General features: G+C 56.3%; 16 protein-coding genes and 1 tRNA gene. 10 read left to right on the top strand and 7 right to left on the bottom strand.

What is annotated here, in order from left to right; all coding sequences use genetic code 11:
- Positions 1 to 95: 95 nt before the first annotated feature.
- Positions 96 to 1,094, bottom strand: coding sequence for a sugar transferase (locus LEP6406_RS0201175; RefSeq protein WP_008318942.1), 999 nt, complete (start codon positions 1,092 to 1,094; stop codon positions 96 to 98).
- Between the two features lie 302 nt (positions 1,095 to 1,396).
- On the opposite strand from LEP6406_RS0201175, the gene LEP6406_RS0201180 reads away from it, so the two are divergent.
- A tRNA-Ser gene (locus LEP6406_RS0201180) sits at positions 1,397 to 1,486 on the top strand.
- A 214-nt stretch (positions 1,487 to 1,700) separates the two neighbouring features.
- Here the strand turns inward: LEP6406_RS0201180 and LEP6406_RS0201185 are convergent.
- From LEP6406_RS0201185 to LEP6406_RS0201200, 4 genes are all read right to left on the bottom strand, one after another.
- Complete coding sequence (locus LEP6406_RS0201185) at positions 1,701 to 2,312, bottom strand: MotA/TolQ/ExbB proton channel family protein (RefSeq protein ID WP_225886385.1); 612 nt, start codon at positions 2,310 to 2,312, stop codon at positions 1,701 to 1,703.
- A 299-nt stretch (positions 2,313 to 2,611) separates the two neighbouring features.
- Positions 2,612 to 3,349, bottom strand: a complete 738-nt coding sequence (locus tag LEP6406_RS0201190) for an LmeA family phospholipid-binding protein (protein ID WP_409978138.1) — start codon at positions 3,347 to 3,349, stop codon at positions 2,612 to 2,614.
- Between the two features lie 136 nt (positions 3,350 to 3,485).
- Positions 3,486 to 4,295, bottom strand: coding sequence for an alpha/beta fold hydrolase (locus tag LEP6406_RS0201195; protein ID WP_008318949.1), 810 nt, complete (start codon positions 4,293 to 4,295; stop codon positions 3,486 to 3,488).
- Between the two features lie 2 nt (positions 4,296 to 4,297).
- Positions 4,298 to 5,050, bottom strand: a complete 753-nt coding sequence (locus LEP6406_RS0201200; protein ID WP_008318950.1) for a lysophospholipid acyltransferase family protein — start codon at positions 5,048 to 5,050, stop codon at positions 4,298 to 4,300.
- Between the two features lie 414 nt (positions 5,051 to 5,464).
- Here LEP6406_RS0201200 and metG point away from each other — a divergent pair, with 414 nt between their 5' ends.
- The 4 genes from metG (at position 5,465) to LEP6406_RS0201220 (ending at position 9,579) form a co-directional block, all read left to right on the top strand.
- On the top strand, positions 5,465 to 7,066 hold the full coding sequence (gene metG / locus LEP6406_RS0201205) for a methionine--tRNA ligase (protein WP_008318951.1): 1,602 nt from the start codon (positions 5,465 to 5,467) through the stop codon (positions 7,064 to 7,066).
- 77 nt (positions 7,067 to 7,143) lie between these two features.
- A complete protein-coding gene (locus LEP6406_RS26170) occupies positions 7,144 to 7,788 on the top strand; it encodes a LabA-like NYN domain-containing protein (protein WP_008318953.1) in 645 nt (214 codons plus the stop codon).
- Between the two features lie 112 nt (positions 7,789 to 7,900).
- Positions 7,901 to 9,058, top strand: a complete 1,158-nt coding sequence (gene lptC, locus LEP6406_RS0201215; RefSeq protein WP_008318956.1) for an LPS export ABC transporter periplasmic protein LptC — start codon at positions 7,901 to 7,903, stop codon at positions 9,056 to 9,058.
- Positions 9,059 to 9,213: 155 nt separating this feature from the next.
- Positions 9,214 to 9,579: a hypothetical protein gene (locus LEP6406_RS0201220; RefSeq protein ID WP_155834605.1), complete on the top strand. Its 366-nt coding sequence runs from the start codon at positions 9,214 to 9,216 to the stop codon at positions 9,577 to 9,579.
- 155 nt (positions 9,580 to 9,734) lie between these two features.
- On the opposite strand, the gene LEP6406_RS0201225 is transcribed toward LEP6406_RS0201220, so the two are convergent.
- Both LEP6406_RS0201225 and LEP6406_RS0201230 read right to left on the bottom strand, forming a co-directional pair.
- Positions 9,735 to 10,274 (bottom strand): DoxX family membrane protein, encoded by a 540-nt coding sequence (locus LEP6406_RS0201225; RefSeq protein WP_008318958.1) that lies wholly within the window; start codon positions 10,272 to 10,274, stop codon positions 9,735 to 9,737.
- Positions 10,275 to 10,435: 161 nt separating this feature from the next.
- Positions 10,436 to 11,179, bottom strand: a complete 744-nt coding sequence (locus LEP6406_RS0201230) for a phycocyanobilin:ferredoxin oxidoreductase (protein ID WP_008318959.1) — start codon at positions 11,177 to 11,179, stop codon at positions 10,436 to 10,438.
- A gap of 237 nt (positions 11,180 to 11,416) precedes the next feature.
- Between LEP6406_RS0201230 and LEP6406_RS0201240 the strand changes: the two genes are divergently transcribed.
- The 5 genes from LEP6406_RS0201240 to LEP6406_RS0201260 all read left to right on the top strand — a co-directional run bounded on the left by LEP6406_RS0201240 (position 11,417) and on the right by LEP6406_RS0201260 (position 17,899).
- Positions 11,417 to 13,612, top strand: a complete 2,196-nt coding sequence (locus LEP6406_RS0201240) for a tetratricopeptide repeat protein (RefSeq protein WP_008318960.1) — start codon at positions 11,417 to 11,419, stop codon at positions 13,610 to 13,612.
- Between the two features lie 523 nt (positions 13,613 to 14,135).
- On the top strand, positions 14,136 to 15,200 hold the full coding sequence (locus tag LEP6406_RS0201245) for a thiamine phosphate synthase (RefSeq protein WP_008318961.1): 1,065 nt from the start codon (positions 14,136 to 14,138) through the stop codon (positions 15,198 to 15,200).
- Positions 15,193 to 15,405 carry a sulfur carrier protein ThiS gene (gene thiS, locus LEP6406_RS0201250; protein ID WP_008318962.1) on the top strand — a complete coding sequence of 71 codons (213 nt, stop codon included), beginning with the start codon at positions 15,193 to 15,195 and terminating at the stop codon, positions 15,403 to 15,405. The genes LEP6406_RS0201245 and thiS overlap by 8 nt, the downstream gene beginning before the upstream one ends.
- Before the next feature lie 462 nt (positions 15,406 to 15,867).
- Entirely contained in the window at positions 15,868 to 16,740 is an 873-nt protein-coding gene (locus LEP6406_RS0201255) for a hypothetical protein (protein ID WP_008318963.1), read from the top strand.
- A gap of 211 nt (positions 16,741 to 16,951) precedes the next feature.
- Positions 16,952 to 17,899, top strand: a complete 948-nt coding sequence (locus LEP6406_RS0201260) for a DUF1517 domain-containing protein (RefSeq protein WP_008318964.1) — start codon at positions 16,952 to 16,954, stop codon at positions 17,897 to 17,899.
- Positions 17,900 to 18,026 lie beyond the last annotated feature (127 nt).

Raw genomic sequence — 18,026 nt, forward strand, 5'->3', positions numbered from 1 at the left:
CAGCGCTAGCGGAACCCAACATAGCCTACCGTTGTTGGGTTTCACTTCGTTTCACCCAACCTACGAGTATCCTCATCTTTAGTCTTGACGCTGCACTAGGCTGCCCCTGAGCGGTGGGTAAATAGGACCAAAACTGTCTTGAGGATGAGCTTGATATCGTAGAGCAGACTCCAGTTTTCCTGGTACTTCAGGTCTAGACGGATCACATCCTCAAAGCGCTTGATACTGGAACGCCCATTGACCTGCCATTCGCCGGTCATTCCCGGTTTGACGTCCAGGCGCTGCCACTCCATCACCTCATAGTGATCCAGTTCATCGACGGTTGGGGGGCGAGTGCCTACCAGACTCATATCTCCCTTGAGCACATTCCAGAACTGGGGCAATTCATCCAAACTGGTCTTGCGCAAAAATCGCCCCACCCGCGTAATGCGGGGGTCATTTTCATTCTTGAACAGGGGGCCTTCTACCTGATTTTCTACCTGATGCTTCATGCCTTCAGCATGCACCACCATGGATCGAAACTTCCAAATCCGAAAGCGACGCCCCATCCAAGAACAGCGGATCTGACCAAATAGGATGGGTCCACCATCATCTAATTTAATTGCGATCGCAATGGGAATCGCCAGCACCGTTGTCAAACCCAGCCCCACAATAGCCCCCACCACATCCATGGCCCGTTTGGTGCGGGAGGTCACGGAAGGATGGGGTGTGGGGATCGGTTTATCCGGGGCCTGGATTATCACCTTCGGGGGCGGAGCTGCCGCTGTGGCGATGGTAAACACCTTATCTAAATCCGTCATAGCCAGGGTCATCATCACCTGGGGGCCGACCTTTTCTAGGCGCAACGCAGTCTTATGCTGCTCGCAGAGTCGGCGGCAGATTACCAGTGCTCCAATACCGCTGCTGTCTACAAAGGTCGTCTGGCTGAAATCCAGAAAGAGCTTTTCGAGTTGGGGTCTCTGGTCGAGGAGTGTTTGGCAGGTTTGGCGAAATGCCATCGCCTCAGTCACGGTAAAGACAGGAGGAATGGGGAGCACACAGTGACGGTCAGAACACAGGGGCTGCATCGGGAGGAATTCCTCATCTAGCGACATATGAGGCTCCAGAACCAGAGTGGACAGAGAGAGGAAGAATCGGAATAAACGCCATGGGATTTTTACGACGGGGATACCAGCCAGGGCCGAGGCTGGAGACCGATGATGCGATCTCTAGGCTACCTGCCAGAATAGCTTGCCTGCATTCTCGGCATCACCGGTAGCTTGCCCAGCTTGCCGAGGGCACAGGATGCAACCCTAGGGTCGGCTGCGAAAGCGGAGAATCTCGGCAAAGGGGTGACCTGTGGACAGGTCGGGGGCTATAATAACCAAGCCAATTGAATACCAACTCTTTTTGACGTGGAAGCGTGGCTGAGCGGTTGAAAGCGCCTCCCTGCTAAGGAGGTAGGGGAGTAAACCTTCCCTCGAGGGTTCGAATCCCTCCGCTTCCGTCAATGGATTAACTTTTAGGGGCGTTGCTGTTTTGCAGCAGCGCCCCTAAAAGTGTTCTGCCTCAATCCCTGTTGGTCCGGATCTGAGCAGGACTCAAGTCGGGAATTACAGCCCAAACGGGCCTACCCAAGATTTGAGGGAGACGACCTAGGGGCTATGGACACCTATGGAAGAAGTCTGCCTACATGGAAATTGTATTTCCTCAGAGAAAAGCTAGCGTTGATCGCGGGGTAGCGGTAAGCCCTGGCGCTGTCGGCGACGGTAGATCAGCTCTAGCTGTCCCCCAGATTCTTGAATGAAAGCCCGTTGGCGGCGGTAGAGTCCCTGAAAGAGGTTGGCAAACACCAGGGTGACAATAGCAACCGTCAACCCCGCTGCCGTTGAGATCAGCGCATCCCCAATTCCTACGGTGACCCCGAGGGCACGATCGCTGTCAATGGCCCCCGGTTGGAAGGCTCCCAGGGATTGAATTAATCCTAAAACTGTTCCCAATAGGCCCAGCAGCGGGGCAATTCCCACGATAGTGTCTAGAACCGTGGAAAATCGTTTGAGTATAGGCAGCTCTGCCTGGGCCGCGCTTTCCAAGGCTAGACGAAACTCCTCTGGCGTGGCTTCTGACAGGGTTAAGGCGGCTAGGAAAATCCGGGCAGCAGGGAGATCTCGGTGCTGCTGGAGCTTGACCAAGGCTGGCTCGGGGCTGTAGCTGTAGCTCTCAATCACCGCACGAATTAAGGGTCGCTGCCGCCGTATCAGCCGACCCCAAAACCAAAGCCGTTCCACAATCAGTGTCGTCGCTACCAGAGACACCCCCAGCAGTGGGATCATTACCCATCCGCCCCCGAGTCCACCCGCTGCCCCCATGGCGTCCCTTCCTCTAGCGTACGCCGTTCATCATAGATGTTGCGGGGGATAGGATGTTGCGGGGGTGTCTTGTTTCCCGATGGTGGCCTACTAAATCTTGCCCAAGTCCATAAGTGGAGTTTCCCCACTTATGGACTTGGTATAGCTCTAAGTCGGTAGGCTCAATTATCTTGTAGACATCTTGTAGACAGGTTTGGACTTCGCTCAACCCTAAAACCCTTGCCAGATAAAGAGTCTAGCTGATTGAGCGGCGTCGTTCCTGACTACATCATGCCGGGGAAATGTTCGACCTGGGCATAGCCGCTGAAGACTAGATTTTGCCCTTGGGTTTCAAGGCGATTCAGCCGTAGCGTAATGCCATCCAGGTCAAAGCGATCCAGGTCCACCATGCCATTTAGCACCTCCAGCAGGGCGTTACTCAACAGCTTCGATAGAGGCCGGACCGACTCTGGCATGGATGCCACATCCGCCTCGGCGTTGGTAAAGGTGAGGCGGCGGCGCTTTTGCACTTCCAGGGTGGCCTGAAGGCATAGGGGCACATTGTCCCGATTGGGCAAATCCGTCACCGCCGCCACTACGACCCGCTGTTGGGGCAGAAGGGTGACATTCACGTCGCGAAAGGTGACGGGTTCGCCACCAGACAGGGCGGTCAGCTCTGGGTTTTCCAGGTTTGATAGGCGGGGTTTCACCAGTTCCGCCTCAAAGGCCCGATTAATGGCCTCCTCCGTTAGCACCACATGAGCAATAGCCTGGGTGGGCTGCTTGAGGCGAATTTTGCCCGCCAAAAGCGCCCCCATGTCAATGGCAACGGTATCGGTTTCAAAGGTCATCTCCGCCGTATAAAACTCTCGACGGATGACTAAGTCATGGCCGTGCATCTTAAAACTATCGATGGTGCCCTGGAGCAGCTTGCTAGGAGGGGAACAGCGAATTTCAACCTCTAGCCCTCCGGCTTGGCTGAATAGCTGACGTAGGGACTGGGTAGCTACGGCGTTGAGCATTCGCTCTCCCACATCCCCTTGTCTAGAGCCAGAAAGACCTGGCAGACGGCCTAGCATAGGCACTAAAAGCTCCGATGGTTCTCTCTAGTTGTAACAAAATGTAAACCACTTCGACAAAAGCTGGGCCTAGAATTTTCTAGCTCGGGGACCGTAGGGGCAAGGATTGGGGCAGGCAATCGGCTCGCTCTAGGAGATCTGCCAGACTCACAGCCTGCTCTAGCAGGGCTCCATGGCCGCTATGGGGCAGGTGCCCAATGCAGGCATTGGGCAGGAGGCGACCCAGGCGTAGGGCTTCAGCATGGGAGGGCAGGAGGCGATCGCGATCGCTGGCTAAGAGCACCGTGGGCATGGTCAAGGCTTGGAATCCCTCAGGGTTGGGATTGAACTCTTGTAGCATGGACAGTCGCCACGCCACACAGTCTTGGGGCACAGAGCGTACTGCGTTAATCAACATCCGCTGGACCTCGGGGGTGATGCGATCAAAGGCGGCGAGTAATTGCAGTGCGATCGCACCCGAACCGTGGAAAAGCCAGTCTGGAACCAGTGCAGCGGCCTGTCCAGCCCAACGACACCATACCTGGTGCCGCAGGGCCGAGGCCGAATTCAGTAGGATAAGCCGATGCACAATGTCCGGAGCCGTCAGGGCCATCTGGAGACCGAGGCAAGCGCCGTAGGATTCCCCCATGAGATACAACGGACGGCGATCCAGAATCGGCTGTACCTGGGCCAAAACCGCCGTTGCCAGATCGGGCCAGCTCTGACGATTCCCCATCGGAATCTGCACACAGCGGAGGTCAAAATGCGGCTCTAGGGCCGAGACTTGGGGCGCTAACAGTTGTCCTGTGCCATCTAGACCCGGTACATAGAGAAACAGGGGTAGGTCGGGCCGGGGGTCAACAGGGGCCAGGAGAGCGGGACAATCCCTATCCGTAGTATTGATCCCCATTCCTAGACCTGCCCCTGCTGTAAGAGACCATGGACTCGCCGCCAGCAACGATCCGTTAGATCTCGGGCTAGTCCAGCGCCCCGTCGCCCTCGATACTGTTGGCGCTCCGCTGCCGTGACCCACACCGGATCGCCAATGCGCACCTCTACCCGGCGATAGACCAAGACCGGGTGCCCCCCCGCCTGCTGAAACAGGGGCTCGGTGGGGTCAAACCAACTCAGCAGTCGTAGGGGAATCGGGGACTCGAACCCCTGTTCTGCGGAAACTAGGGCCACGGGCAGTAGAGCTACCTTATCCACCGGAGCCCGCAGCGCCAAATGGGCAAAGCCCCGATGAAAGGGATTCACCTGCCGGGGAGCTTGCAATTTCACCATGGGTTGAGCCCCCTCTGGAAAAATGCCGATGGTCCGGTGTTGCTGCATTTGCTGCATGGCCCAGCGGAAAAAAGGGCCTTGGCGGCGGTGAGGCGTATCTAGGGGAAAGGCCCCAAAGCGATCTACCACATCTCGCAGTAGAGGCACATTGGCCATGTAGTGATGGCAAGCAAAGGCAATGGGTTGGTGCAGAGCAGTCATCAGCACTGGGACATCAATCAGGCTGCGATGATTGCTCACCACCAGTAGAGGCATTCCAAGGGGAATATGGGTCCGACCAAACACCCGTACCTGTGTCCCCATCACCTGCAAGAGTTGTCGGGATAGGGTGAGAGGATCTTCTAACTCGGGCCATAGTGGTAGGGGTGCAAGGGCGACCATAAACGCGAAATCAGTAGGTTTACATTCCTTTACGGTAGCCTATCCCATCCTAGGGCGAGAATTCCCCGACCGTTGTTTTGGCTTAGCCATGGTTCAGTTATGGCCCCGTTGGGGGTTTATTCAGTTGGTAGGAGTTGACGGAGAACATAAATAAAATCTGCATTTTCTAGAGGATGGTTGCACCAATTCCCAGGACTCCCAACGACGATGCATCCAGATGGAGGCGGCAGAAATCTCTGCTCAATCGTGCTGTCTCTCCAGAAAAATTGCTGCCTTCCCCAGAGATGGAGGAAGAGAATTTAGGGGGTGTATTTTGTCAGGTCCAAAGCTGCCGTTAAGAACCACGCGATCGCAAAATCCCTGCTGTATGATTGGGGACATCAATTAGGAGATCTTTAAGACATCGCCTTTTATATGGGTTCAGCGACCGCCGATAACACCACATTTGCCGTTACAACTCCCCTTTACTACGTCAATGGCTTACCCCACATTGGTAGCGCCTACACCACCATTGCCGCCGATGTGATTGCGCGCTTTCATCGTCTACAAGGGCATTCCGTGCTCATGATCACGGGCACAGACGAGCATGGCCAAAAGATTCAGCGGACGGCCCAAGAGCGCAATAAGGCTCCCCAGGAGCATTGCGATGAGATTGTCTTGGGCTTTCAAAGCCTCTGGCAGCAGCTCAACATTGCCTACGATCGCTTTAGCCGCACCACTGCCCCCCGTCATGAAGCCATTGTGGGGGAGTTTTTTCAGCGAGTTTGGGAGCAGGATGATATCTACGTCGGTCACCAGCAGGGGTGGTACTGTGTCTCCTGCGAAGAATTTAAGGAAGAGCGCGACCTTCTGGCGGAAAAGCGGTGCCCCATTCACACCAACAAGGTGGTGGAATGGCGGGATGAGCAGAACTACTTTTTTCGCCTCTCCAAGTATCAGCAGCAGCTCGAAGCTCTCTATGCTGAACGCCCCGACTTTATCCAGCCCGCCACCCGCCGCAATGAGGTTCTGAGCTTTGTGGAGCAGGGCTTGCAAGATTTCTCCATTTCCCGTGTCAATTTGGACTGGGGCTTCCCAGTGCCCACGGATCCTAAGCACACCCTCTATGTCTGGTTCGATGCCCTACTGGGGTATGTGACTGCCCTTTTGCAACCGGAGGAGGAGCCCACGCTGGAAAATGCGATCGCACGATGGTGGCCTATTAACCTCCACCTGATCGGTAAAGATATTCTGCGTTTCCATGCGGTGTACTGGCCCGCCATGCTGATGTCGGCTGGGTTGCCCCTACCGGGGCGAGTCTTTGGCCATGGTTTTTTGACTAAGGACGGTCAAAAAATGGGCAAAAGCCTGGGCAATACCCTAGACCCGGTGGACCTAGTTTCCCGTTATGGTGCCGACGCCGTCCGCTACTACTTCACCAAAGAAATCGAATTTGGGCGGGATGGCGACTTCAACGAAGATCGCTTTATCAATATCCTCAATGCAGATCTAGCCAATGATCTGGGTAACCTGCTCAACCGGACCCTGAAAATGGCTGGACGCTATTGTAACGGCCAAGTCCCTGTGGTAGATAGCGCCTCCATCTCCCCCGCACATTTCCTCAAGTCCAAGGGGCAGGGGCTAGCGGCAGTCGCCGCCGCCGCCTATGAAGATTTGGCATTTAGTCAGGTTTGTGAGGGCATACTGACATTAGTGCGGGCCAGCAATAAATTTCTGGATGATAAGGCTCCCTGGAGCTTGTATAAGCAGGGACAGCAGGCCGAAACTGAAGCTGTCCTTTACGCCGTCCTAGAGTCGGTCCGATTAGCCGCCTACCTTCTGTCTCCGGTGGTACCGGGGTTAGCCAACGCCATCTACTCCCAACTGGGGCTAACCGCAGACTTTAACCAAAACGATGTCGGCACCCACTTGCCCTACGCTGACCACAGTGCTTGGGGTTATCTACCTCCTGGTCAACCCCTGGGGGAGGCCAAGCCCATTTTCCAGCGCATCGAAGTTGGCGAGCGAATTCCCTGATTTCTGAAACCGATGCCCCAGTTTTTTGGAATCAGACTTTTCACTAACGTAACCCATAGGAATTACCCTTGAAAATCATGATTAATAATCACGAAATGTTGGGGCATGATCCCATTTTTACCCCAGAGCAAGTTTTAGAAAACCGAGGCCGGGTCGGCATTTTTATTGACGGCTCCAATCTGTTTTACGCAGCCCTCCAGTTGGGCATCGAGATTGACTACACCAAGCTCCTATGCCGCCTCACCTCCGGTTCCCGACTGTTTCGCTCCTTTTTCTATACCGGCGTTGACCGTACCAATGAAAAGCAGCAGGGCTTTCTGCTGTGGATGCGGCGCAATGGCTATCGGGTCATTGCCAAGGATCTGGTGCAGTTGCCCGATGGCTCTAAGAAGGCCAACTTGGATGTTGAAATTGCCGTAGATATGATTGCCCTCGTGGACTACTACGACACCGCAGTACTGGTCAGCGGTGATGGTGATCTCGCCTATGCCGTCGATGCTGCTAGCTACCGGGGAGCCCGTATTGAGGTGGTGAGCCTGCGCTCTATGACCAGCGATAGTCTGATCAATGTCTCCGATCGCTATATTGATCTTGAGGCCATTAAGGAGGACATTCGCAAACTCCCCCGGAATAGCAGTAGCTATACCTATCGCCCTCTCAATCCCCTAGAGGAAGATGTTGCTGCGATTGAAGAGGTTGTGGCCAAGCCCAAGCTGAATTGATGCTCTGAATTGGTTCTGAGGAACCTAGAGGTGTCCCTTGCGTCCTGCTCAGGGGGCATCCCGTTGCCCTAGAATCCAGGCTAGGATCACCCCACACAGGGTAAAGGGAATCATGAAGCGAGCCTACTGGTTGGGGGCGGGGGCGGTCATTGTGGGATTGGCGCTGGTGGTGGGGCTCCGGGCCCTACGTCAAGGCCCTGGCAATGACTATCTGCCGGAGGATCAACAGGCGGAATTGGAGACGGGTCTGACCCTGCGGGATGTCACCCTAGAGCAGCCCGACGATGATGGGAATATACTCTGGCGGGTCAAGGCGGAGACCGTCACCTATAGCGTCGATAAACGGGTGGCGGTGGTGAAAAATCCTGAGGGAGAACTGTATCAAGATGGGGAGTTGCTCTATCGGGTGGAGGGGCAGGAAGGGGAAATTCGTGAAAACGGGGAATTCATTTTCCTTCGGGGTAATATTGTCGCCCGAGGGATCCAAAATAAGGTGGTGCTGCGGGGCAATGAAATGGAATGGCGCACCCAGGTGGATGTGATGATCCTGCGCGATCGCGTTACGGGCACCCATCCTCAACTGCGCGCTGCTGCCGAGGAGGTTCGGGTCTATGACCGAGTGAAACGCATGGATCTGCTGGGGGATGCGATCGCAAATACGGTAGTAGAAGATCCTAAAATCGAACCCTGGCTCAAGCTCCAAGCCGATGCCCTCCGCTGGCATTGGGAGGCAGAGGAGGTGGAGAGCAAACAGCCGCTACGGGTAGAACGCTTCCTGAATGAAACCATCACTGAGGTCACCACCAGCGATCGCGGTTTTGTGGATTTGGCCAACGCCCAGGTCACCCTCACCAGTAATGTTCTGGTGCAACTCCTCACCCTCTCCCTCAAAATTGCCAGCGAACAGGCGATCTGGAATGTGGAACAGGAGCAGGTGGTTATCGACACGCCCCTCAAGATCGATAGCGACGAACAAGCCACATCCCTCACTGCCCAGCAGGGACGGCTAGATCTAGCGGCGGATACAGTACACCTGAGCCGTGCCGTAGAGGCGATCAGTGCCCGCAATAATGGTCGCCTTACGACTGACAACCTGACCTGGAATTTAGCCGACCAGACGGTACTTGCAGAAGGGAATGTGAATTATCAGCAAGGAGACCCGAGCCTGACGGTACGCGGCCCCCGCGCCCTAGGACGAATTGAGGCCCAAACCGTGGTCTTCAGCGGCGGCGGCGGCGGCCAAGTGGTAACGGAGATTGTGACACCCTAGTACTCTGTGGCGCAAATACTCTGACCGTTCTATCGTGGTACACTCGGCCCTCGCCCTCGCCCCTTGGGAGAGGGGACCGGAAAAGGTTGGGCTGGTGCGACAATAATGGGCTGATTTACGCCGTGCGGTACTAGGGCGGCACAATGTTCCACATCATGACCCAAACCATCAGTCTTAAAGCTGGAGAGACAGCCATCATCTATCGCCGCAGTTTCAGTAGTGTGCCGATAGAAATTTGTTTTTACGCTACAGCATTGGCGGGGAGCGACCCTAAGGGTGAGCTGGAGATTCAAGGATCTCGTTGGGTATTTCCCCGACCACCCTTGCTCTATCCTTTGCAGCCCCAGAATATTGTTAAGGCTGGCTTCTGGGATACGTTTTTTAAGATCAAGGTGACAGCTCACATTGATCTTGAAATCACCTTCCCAGGGCAGAAACTTGACCGAAGCCGCTGGCTGATTTGGGTGATCGTTTGCGTGCTCATAGCCGCAACTCTCATTCTTTGGCTAGCAACCGCCTAGTAATCTGCGGCGTAAATACCCTAACCGTTCTATCGTGGTACATTTCGACCCCTCACCCTAGCCCTCTCCCACGGGGAGAGGGGACTAGAAAATGTTGGGCTAACGGGACGATAGTGGGCTGATTTACGTCTTGCGGTACTAGAGAGTTCCTGCCCTTACCGATGGAGTAGTCGGGTCACACTGCGCTGCCGCCGCCGAGCCAGCTTTGGAAGAAAGTTCAAGGGTTTCACGGTTTCCCGTTGTTGCTGTGGAGTTCCAGCCTGCCGCCGCTGCCACCATCCATCTACGGAGAAGGTGTTGAACCGCAGCCCTGCCAGCAAAATACACAGCAGGAAATCGTAGACCAATTGGCTTCCCGCTGCATCCCAGTTTTGCAGCAGGGTGACACCGTACATGAGAACAACCATCAGCCCCAGTAGCGCGATTAGCGACAGACGGGTGAACAGCCCAAGGGTCAACAACAGGCCAAAGATAAGCTCTATGGGGGACACGAGAATCGCATTGATCTGTACCAGTGGAGTGGGGATAAAGGTTTCCTGGAACATCCCCACCATGGTATCCACGAAGCCGGGAATATTGCCTATGCGGGTAAAGCCGTGGTTAAAGAAGTTGATGCCCAGGATCACCCGTAGAAAGGTGTAGGCCAAGACAATATCGCTCTGACGCAGGTTAGGAGAGGAATTAGAAGAGGTCATAGGAATTTCTCAAGGGACTGCATCGCCAAGGCTACATATATTACGAGTTCTTTACAGATGTGGATGTTTCCTGGAGACATCTCACTTTTGCAGACCCACTCGCAGAGAAGCCGTTCCGCGTCTACACCCCAAATCCCTCTCCCCTATAAGCTGCGTTCCGTCTAAACCGCTGCATCAAAGAGCACGGTGGTCATATAGCGCTCAGCCCAATCGGGGCCAAAGGCTTTTTCTAGAACCCGGCGGGTTTTGTCATTTTGGCGCTGCTGGCTGCAATAGCGCTGCTGTCCCTCTAACGTTTCCTCCTGGCGGTCTGGGGCAGGGGCCATAGCGACAGCCTGCTGACAATGGAGGGTGAGGTAAGCGGCAACTCGCGCTACAAATTCCTGTTCCTCGGCTCCATCGGCGGGGCGCACAAACAAACATATCTCTGAAAAAATGTCGCCCCAGGTAGGGATGTCCCTAGGCTGGCTAAAGCTTGCAGGCAAGCTGCCCAGGGTAGTGATATAGGGGGCAGAAAGTTTGCGATCGCGACTTGTTGGCGATAGATCCACAATGGCGGCGCTAATCTGGCCCCGACCTCCAACGAGATCGCAGCCAAACATCGGCAGGGGATAGTCCAAGCGAGGAAACATGACGCAGTGGAGAATATCTAGGGTTTGCCCCACCCGCGCCAGTTCTAAATGCAGCTTACGGAACTGGGGGGTTTGATAACAGGCATTCTCAATCACCAATCGCTCCCCCTCCAGACGGCCCTCGATATAGCCCAGATCCTCCGGCAGTTGGTAGGGCTCCAGCGTCAAGTGTTGCTGCCAGATCCCCTCAATGGTGTCTGCCAGTTGGCGAATCATGGGATGTTGCTGGGCTCTTAAGGACTGGCTGGGGGATGGGCCGGAGGAGGAGGTCATGGCGGGCAAGGGGAAAGGAAACCAGACCTCCAGAATATCAGCCCACCATGACCACCCTCGGCCCCTGGCTCATTCCCAGCTCTCCTTTGGCCCTCCTTTGGCCCGCCCAGGGGATGAGTTTTGAGATGGAATTCCCTGGGAAGGGACACTTGGCAATTTATTGGCACAGTTCTATCCTGAGCCCCCCTCAAGCCTAGGGAGAATTGGAGTACAGTCTTAGCACTGGAGTTCCTATCCGTGGTTAATGCCAGCGTCGTGCTTCCCTTCAATTCCCAAACCCTACCCGGCCTAAACCAAGAGGCTTATCAGTCCCTTCAGCAGTCTCTCCAGGCCGTCCCTCCCCACCACATCTGGTTTGCCGCCTGTGACGACATTCCGCTGCAACGGCGTCTAGCAGCCATTCTTGACCGCGTTCTTCTCTCCACCGCCACCCAGGAAGCCGAACCGATCTCCTGGCTACGGGTTGATCCCCAGCGGCCAGATGTCGCCCAACAGATCATGGCGCGCGTCCAGGGAGAAGCTCCCTTTACACTGCCCTATTTGCAAATTCTGGGGGTGGAGCAACTCACCCACTGCGCCTCGGAGGAACAATATCGATTTTTGGCTTCCCTGCGGCGGCTGGCGACGCGGTGGCCGTCCCTGAACTGTAGCTTGGTGCTATGGTTGCCACGCCCTTGGCTACGGCAAGTCAATCGGGTTGCCCCCAGTCTGGCCCAGATCTGCGATCGCACCTTTGAGTTTTTAGGAGACCCTACCCCCCTAGCGGACCCAGAGGGACCAGAGCACCCCCTCTCGGAGAGGGGATGGGCAATTCCGAGATGGTCAGAGACTGGGCCGAATGGACCATCGCAGCCCTCCCAACCCCCTGTTGATGCCCCCGCTGCCCCGAGTGCATCCCCTACGAATCCTGTCACGCCCGCTCCAGACCCGCCTCCCGGACTGTCCCCAGGATCAGACAATGGCCCCCCGCCAGTGGACCCACCGCCGTCATCCACCTCCTTGTGGCATCAGCTAGAGGCAGATCTATCGAAGTTAGAGCAGGCCATTCCCCACCAGCGGGCATTTCCCCCTCTGAAGCATCAGCCCCAGCGTAAAACGCCATCACCGAGCCCATTACCCCAGCCCCCAGAGGGGCGGCGTCCGCCCTCAGCTCCCTCAGCCCCTTCTCCACGGAGAGAGGGCTACCCTCTCTCCGTGGGCCATCAAACCGGGGCGGCGGTACTTCTAGCGGTACCGCCCAGATCCCTCCAGGCTCCCCCCCAGGACCATGACACCGCCGTGGAGCGGGCCTACGCCCTGCGAGATCGAGTCGAGGCCGGGGATCACAGCCCCGCTGCCCTAGAAGCGGCTATCCAGCAGTATGAAGCCCTCCTCGCCCGTTCTCCGGAAGGACTCGACCTTCAACGAGCAGAAGCCCTAAACGATCTGGGTAGCCTCTACTGGCTCCTAGCCCAGCAAACGTCCCCCCCCGCCGATCGCTATCGTTATCTTCAGGACAGCCAACGCCATTACGAAGCGGCTCTAACCCTCCCCAGTCAGGTTCTGACGCATGATGCGCGGGTCCGACTCCACAGCAACTTAGGGGGGGTGTACTGTCTGCTGGCCGTCCATGGCCATGCGGAGGCCCATTTGGGTAGTGCGGTGCGGGCCTTCCACCGGGCGCTGCAATATACCACCCCAGAGGAAGACCGGACTACCTACGCCACGCTGCAAACCCATCTAGGCACTGCCTACTGGAGTCTGGCCCAGCAAAGCCACGCCGCCAGCCATCTCCACCGGGCGATCACCGCCTATCAGGAAGCCTTGGCTCACCGATCACCCCACACGGCTCCCTTGGCCTATGCCCAAATCCAGAACAATCTGGGCATCGCCTATTGGAGTTTGGCCCAGCAAGAACGGCCTGTAGCGCTTTTAGAACAGGCCATCGCTGCCTACCAAGATGTGCTGGCCTATCGCACCCCAGCGGTGGATGCTCCTGGCTATGCCGCTACCCATAACAATCTGGGCACCGCCTACTGGGATCTGGGGCGACACTGTGCCCAGGGCAGTCCAGAACAACGCCAAGCTTGGGAAAATGCGATCGCAGCCTATGACGTAGCCCTCACCACCGTCGAGGTTCCCTTGAGAAATGTCCCCAGCCCGCTTGGCTTTGATCCCTGGGCCACCCATCACAGCCTGGGGGTTGTGCACGACCAAGTTGCCTTGGGCCACGCCACCCCCGCCAGAGCCCACCACTGGCGGCAGGCCATTACCCACTATGTCTATGCCCTAGAGGGCTGGGATGCTACAGGGTCACCCCTAGGGGAAACCGCCCTTCAGGCCATTGTCCACAGCCTGCGAAATCAAGCCCACTGGCTGGGACTCAAGGCCCAACAGCGATCCTTGTCCCAGATTCCCGCCCGCTGGCTGCCAGAAATCTGGCGACACCTATAGCCTATTTGAGCCTACTGGCCCATCCCTCGGGAGATTTCTGGAAAACATCCTGCCAAACGGTGGGCACTATCCCTATTGGCGACATCCTAGATTGGACGCGGTTTCCGTGCCCCTACGAAAAATTCAAAACAAAACAAAACGCCTAGTGGTCTGTCAACGTTACCTTTGTGAGTCTGCGTAGGTTGGGTGAAACGAAGGGTCACCTAACAGCGGTGGGCTATGTTGGGTTCCGCTAGCGCTGTACCCAATCTACAAAATTCGGTTTGACAGACCACTAGTGTTCCGTTAGGAAAGTTTTGAGGGTCTTCGATCCGTCAAAATTTAACCCCAACTAAACTCCAGGATTTCGGTCACCCGCCAATCATTAGTTGTAGGGTGCTGTTAGGCTTAGCCGTAACGCACCGTCCAGTAAGGCGTTGATGCCTTACGCTGCCGCTTTAGCGCAGCCATGCCGCCATCCTACGAATAATTGAGTCCATCTACATTTATTGAGTCCATTTTATTTACGGCATTACAGTCCTGCATGGAGTCCTCCCAATTTCCGTCTTCCCCGCCCTTAGCGGTCCATCGCATTCTCGACGCCAACCTAGATCGGGCTCGGGAAGGTCTACGTATCCTCGAAGACTGGTGTCGTTTTGGCCTCAACCACCGGGAGCTGACCGACACCTTCAAGCACCTGCGCCAGGAACTGGCCCAGTGGCACACTCCGGATCTGCGCCGCGCCCGTGACACCCCCGGTGATCCCGGCACGAATCTTACCCATCCTCAGGAGGAAACCCGTACTAGTCTCAGCCACCTGCTCCAGGCGAACTTCTGCCGAGTAGAGGAGGCGCTGCGGGTGCTGGAGGAATATGGCAAGCTATATAACCCGGCTCTGGGATCCGCCTGCAAGCAGATGCGCTATCGGGTCTATGCCCTAGATAGCGACTTGATGGGCTACAGTCGCCATCAGCAGTTGCATCAAGCTCGGGCCTATCTGGTGACGGCCCCCACGGAGAATCTGGTCACGGTGGTGGAGGCGGCGCTGCAAGGGGGACTGCGGCTGGTCCAGTATCGGGATAAGGATGGGGATGATTGCGATCGCATTCTCCTAGCCCAGCACCTGAAGGAGCTATGTCATCGCTATGGAGCCCTATTCCTCATCAACGATCGCGTAGACCTAGCCCTAGCGGTAGATGCCGATGGCGTCCACCTGGGGCAGAAGGATCTGCCCATTGCTATCGCCCGCCAACTCCTTGGTCCCCATCGCATCATTGGTCGTTCCACCACCAATCCCGAGGAAATGGCTCGTGCTGTGGCAGAGGGAGCCGACTACATCGGCGTGGGTCCCGTCTATGCCACCCCCACCAAGCCGGACCGGGCAGCGGCGGGACTAGACTACGTCAGCTATGCTGCCCAACACGCTCCCCTCCCTTGGTACGCCATTGGTGGCATTGACCAGGACAATCTCCCAGAGGTGATGGCAGCGGGAGCCCAGCGGGTCGCAGTGGTGCGGGCTATCATCCAAGCCGCCGACCCCACCCAAGTTACCCAACAGGTCATTGCCCAGTTAAATGTCCCCAGTCAAGACATCGTTCCCCATGGTTGATACGGTCTCCCTCCAGGTCAACGGCGAAGCCCACACCTGCCCGCCCCAGACTGCCCTGCCCGCCTTCCTGGCCGATCTGGGCCTGAACCCCCGCTTGGTCGCGGTGGAATACAACGGCGAAATTCTACACCGTCAGTTTTGGGACACCACCTATCTCAAAGCAGGAGATCGCCTTGAAGTGGTCACCATCGTCGGCGGCGGGTAGGCGATTGCTACCCGTAACCCCTTTGCCACAGGGCGCAGTAGGGGGCCGTAGTCTCTCTCAAGCAGTCTCTCTCAACGAGAAGGATTTCCGCGTTACAAAGTTTACCGTTCCTTCACAACCTCTACCTGCAATGGAGCGTCTAATCCAATGGAGCGCCTAAGTTGTCTCGCTAAAGCTGGAAAAAAGATGGACTGCCTAACCTAACCTGAGTTCGACTTAAGCTTCGCTGCCCATCCGCCAGGGAATAAATTGCCCTAGCTCATAGCAGAAGTCCGTTAAAACGGACTAGCCCCCTATCCCCAGCCCAGCTTCCAGTCCATTTTTAATGGCCATTAAAAATGGACTGGAGCCTGTCACCCTGTCGGGAATTTTGAATTCCCGACAGGGTGACAGCGTTGATCCCGAATTGGCGTTAACCTAGCTCTCCCTAATTCTTCGTCATCCCACGGACCTATGCCTCTCATGCCCTATTCCCGTTCTATTGCTACTGTTCTGATGTCTACGGCGGCAGTGATTGCGATCGCACCGCCGGGACAAGCATTTCGACTGTATTTTGGGGAAGATCTCAACAACAGCCCTACCAGTCCCCTGAGCGCTGTCCCCAATTCAGCGGCGGCAGAAGTTGAGTTTTTGTCTGGGTTAGTAGGGGTCGATACGGCCACCTTCAACAACTTGCCCGTCAATACGCGGGGGCCTCTGACCCTGGACTTTACCGGAGTTGGGTCAGCTACCCTCTTAGGAGATGGCATCGTGCGATCGGTAGCCCCCGGTACCACCAACGGATTTGGCCGCTACGCGGTCGCGGGCAGCAATTTTTGGGAAGCGAATGCCGCCAATGATGCCTTTGCGATCCAATTCGCCAGCCCGGTGGCGGCCTTTGGGTTCTACGGCGTGGATCTGGGAGATTTTGGTGGCCTGCTGAACCTAAACCTGAATTTGGCAACGGGAGGCACTCGCACCGTTAGCGTGCCTAACACCGTGGGATCTAATGGCAGCACCGATGGCTCTGTACTCTTTTTTGGTTTAATTGCTGAGGATGAAACCGAGCTGTTCCAGAGCATTTCCTTCAACATGAGTGCCCCTGGCGTTGGGGTATTTGCAGATATTTTTGCCTTTGACAAGATGACCGTGGGCAGCCTCGCCCAGGTGGTGCAGCCGGAGTCTCCTGTGGAAGAACCGGAGCCCGTTGAATCGGAACCGGAACCCCCAGTGGGGGTTGTTCCCACTCCCCAGGCGGTGCCGGAACCCGGTTTGGTCACCACATTGGTTTTGTTGGGTCTTGGGGCAATGGTCTCCCGCCAGCCTTGGGCGATTGCGCGATCGCGGCAACAGTGAGTCTAGCTACTTTGGGCACTTCGACGCCAGCCGGGGATCCGCCCGTCTAAAGGCGGTGTAAAGCGGTGTCGGAGCAGTCGGGGAAAGCGTTAAATTGGTACCAGATGATGAAGCTGGGATCCTAAAATTGGTTCTCCCTAAAGGACTAAATTAGTCTCGATCTCGATGCTGTCATCTCAGCTTTTACCGGCGGAGACCCTTAGACACACCCATGGTTCAAAAATTCTTTAGCCCTCTCAAATCCCTCATGGCCCTTGCCCTAGCGGCGGTGCTGGTGTTTGGCCATGCCGACAGCGCCCTAGCTGCTCGCGGCGGCGGTCGCATTGGTGGCGGCGGGTTTCGGACACCCAGTCGCACCCTAACCCAGCCTCGGTCCTACCGCAGCCCTGCTGGGGGAGGCTATTACCCCGGTGGTGGCTTTGGGTTTCCCTTTTTGATCCCGCTGTTTGGATTTGGGGGCGGCTTTGGCGGTCTATTTGGGATTTTGCTATTCCTAGGGTTAGCTAACTTTTTGGTGAACGCCCTGCGGAATTTCCGGGGTGGTGAGGGTGAAACGGAGAGCTACAATCCCAGCGTGACTGTGTCCCAACTGCAAATTGGCCTGTTGGCGGAGGCCCGCTCTCTGCAAGAAGACCTCAACCGCATGGCCCTCTCTGCCGATACGTCCTCTGCCCAGGGGCTAACCCAGGTGTTGCAAGAGGCTAGTCTGGCCCTCCTGCGCCATCCCGAATATTGGCACTATGCCGCCGCCAGTACCCAGCGCACGGGGCTAGCCAGCGCGGAGCAGACCTTTAACCAGTTGGCCCTAGGGGAGCGCAGCAAGTTCAGTGCCGAAACCCTCTCCAACGTCAACAGCCAGATTCAGCAGGGATCTGTTCAGCAGGGATCAGTACAGACGGATGGGGCTACCGCTGCCCTAATCGCCGATGGTGACCCCGGAGAATACATCGTGGCCACAGTGATTGTCGCTACCCAGGGCAAGCTAGAACTACCTCGCATCTCTGGACCTCAGGAGGTGCGCCAAGCCCTGAGCCAACTGGGGGCAGTTGCCAGCGATCGTCTGTTGGCGGTGGAAATTCTCTGGACGCCCCAAGTTTCTGGGGAAACCCTCACTGCCGATGAAATGGTAGCAGCTTATCCCAGTTTGACCCTGATCTAGGGAGTGGGATTACGAGTACGGGGCTATTACCGGGATGCAGCAAGCCTGCATCCCGGCTACTTTAATTAATATTTCAAGGGAATTATTTCAACAAAAAATTAGATATGAACAATCCGATCCATCCCCT

The organism is Leptolyngbya sp. PCC 6406 (assembly GCF_000332095.2).
In the GTDB taxonomy this organism is placed as follows: domain Bacteria; phylum Cyanobacteriota; class Cyanobacteriia; order Phormidesmidales; family Phormidesmidaceae; genus PCC-6406.

Coding starts and splice junctions, on each gene's coding strand:
- LEP6406_RS0201245 (WP_008318961.1), top strand. CDS start 14,136: ATGGAGTCCTCCCAATTTCCGTCTTCCCCGCCCTTAGCGGTCCATCGC.
- metG (WP_008318951.1), top strand. CDS start 5,465: ATGGGTTCAGCGACCGCCGATAACACCACATTTGCCGTTACAACTCCC.
- LEP6406_RS0201225 (WP_008318958.1), bottom strand. CDS start 10,274: ATGACCTCTTCTAATTCCTCTCCTAACCTGCGTCAGAGCGATATTGTC.
- LEP6406_RS26170 (WP_008318953.1), top strand. CDS start 7,144: ATGATTAATAATCACGAAATGTTGGGGCATGATCCCATTTTTACCCCA.
- LEP6406_RS0201185 (WP_225886385.1), bottom strand. CDS start 2,312: ATGATCCCACTGCTGGGGGTGTCTCTGGTAGCGACGACACTGATTGTG.
- LEP6406_RS0201175 (WP_008318942.1), bottom strand. CDS start 1,094: ATGTCGCTAGATGAGGAATTCCTCCCGATGCAGCCCCTGTGTTCTGAC.
- LEP6406_RS0201200 (WP_008318950.1), bottom strand. CDS start 5,050: ATGGTCGCCCTTGCACCCCTACCACTATGGCCCGAGTTAGAAGATCCT.
- LEP6406_RS0201230 (WP_008318959.1), bottom strand. CDS start 11,179: ATGACCTCCTCCTCCGGCCCATCCCCCAGCCAGTCCTTAAGAGCCCAG.
- thiS (WP_008318962.1), top strand. CDS start 15,193: ATGGTTGATACGGTCTCCCTCCAGGTCAACGGCGAAGCCCACACCTGC.
- LEP6406_RS0201260 (WP_008318964.1), top strand. CDS start 16,952: ATGGTTCAAAAATTCTTTAGCCCTCTCAAATCCCTCATGGCCCTTGCC.
- LEP6406_RS0201255 (WP_008318963.1), top strand. CDS start 15,868: ATGCCCTATTCCCGTTCTATTGCTACTGTTCTGATGTCTACGGCGGCA.
- LEP6406_RS0201190 (WP_409978138.1), bottom strand. CDS start 3,349: ATGCTCAACGCCGTAGCTACCCAGTCCCTACGTCAGCTATTCAGCCAA.
- LEP6406_RS0201220 (WP_155834605.1), top strand. CDS start 9,214: ATGACCCAAACCATCAGTCTTAAAGCTGGAGAGACAGCCATCATCTAT.
- LEP6406_RS0201195 (WP_008318949.1), bottom strand. CDS start 4,295: ATGGGGATCAATACTACGGATAGGGATTGTCCCGCTCTCCTGGCCCCT.
- lptC (WP_008318956.1), top strand. CDS start 7,901: ATGAAGCGAGCCTACTGGTTGGGGGCGGGGGCGGTCATTGTGGGATTG.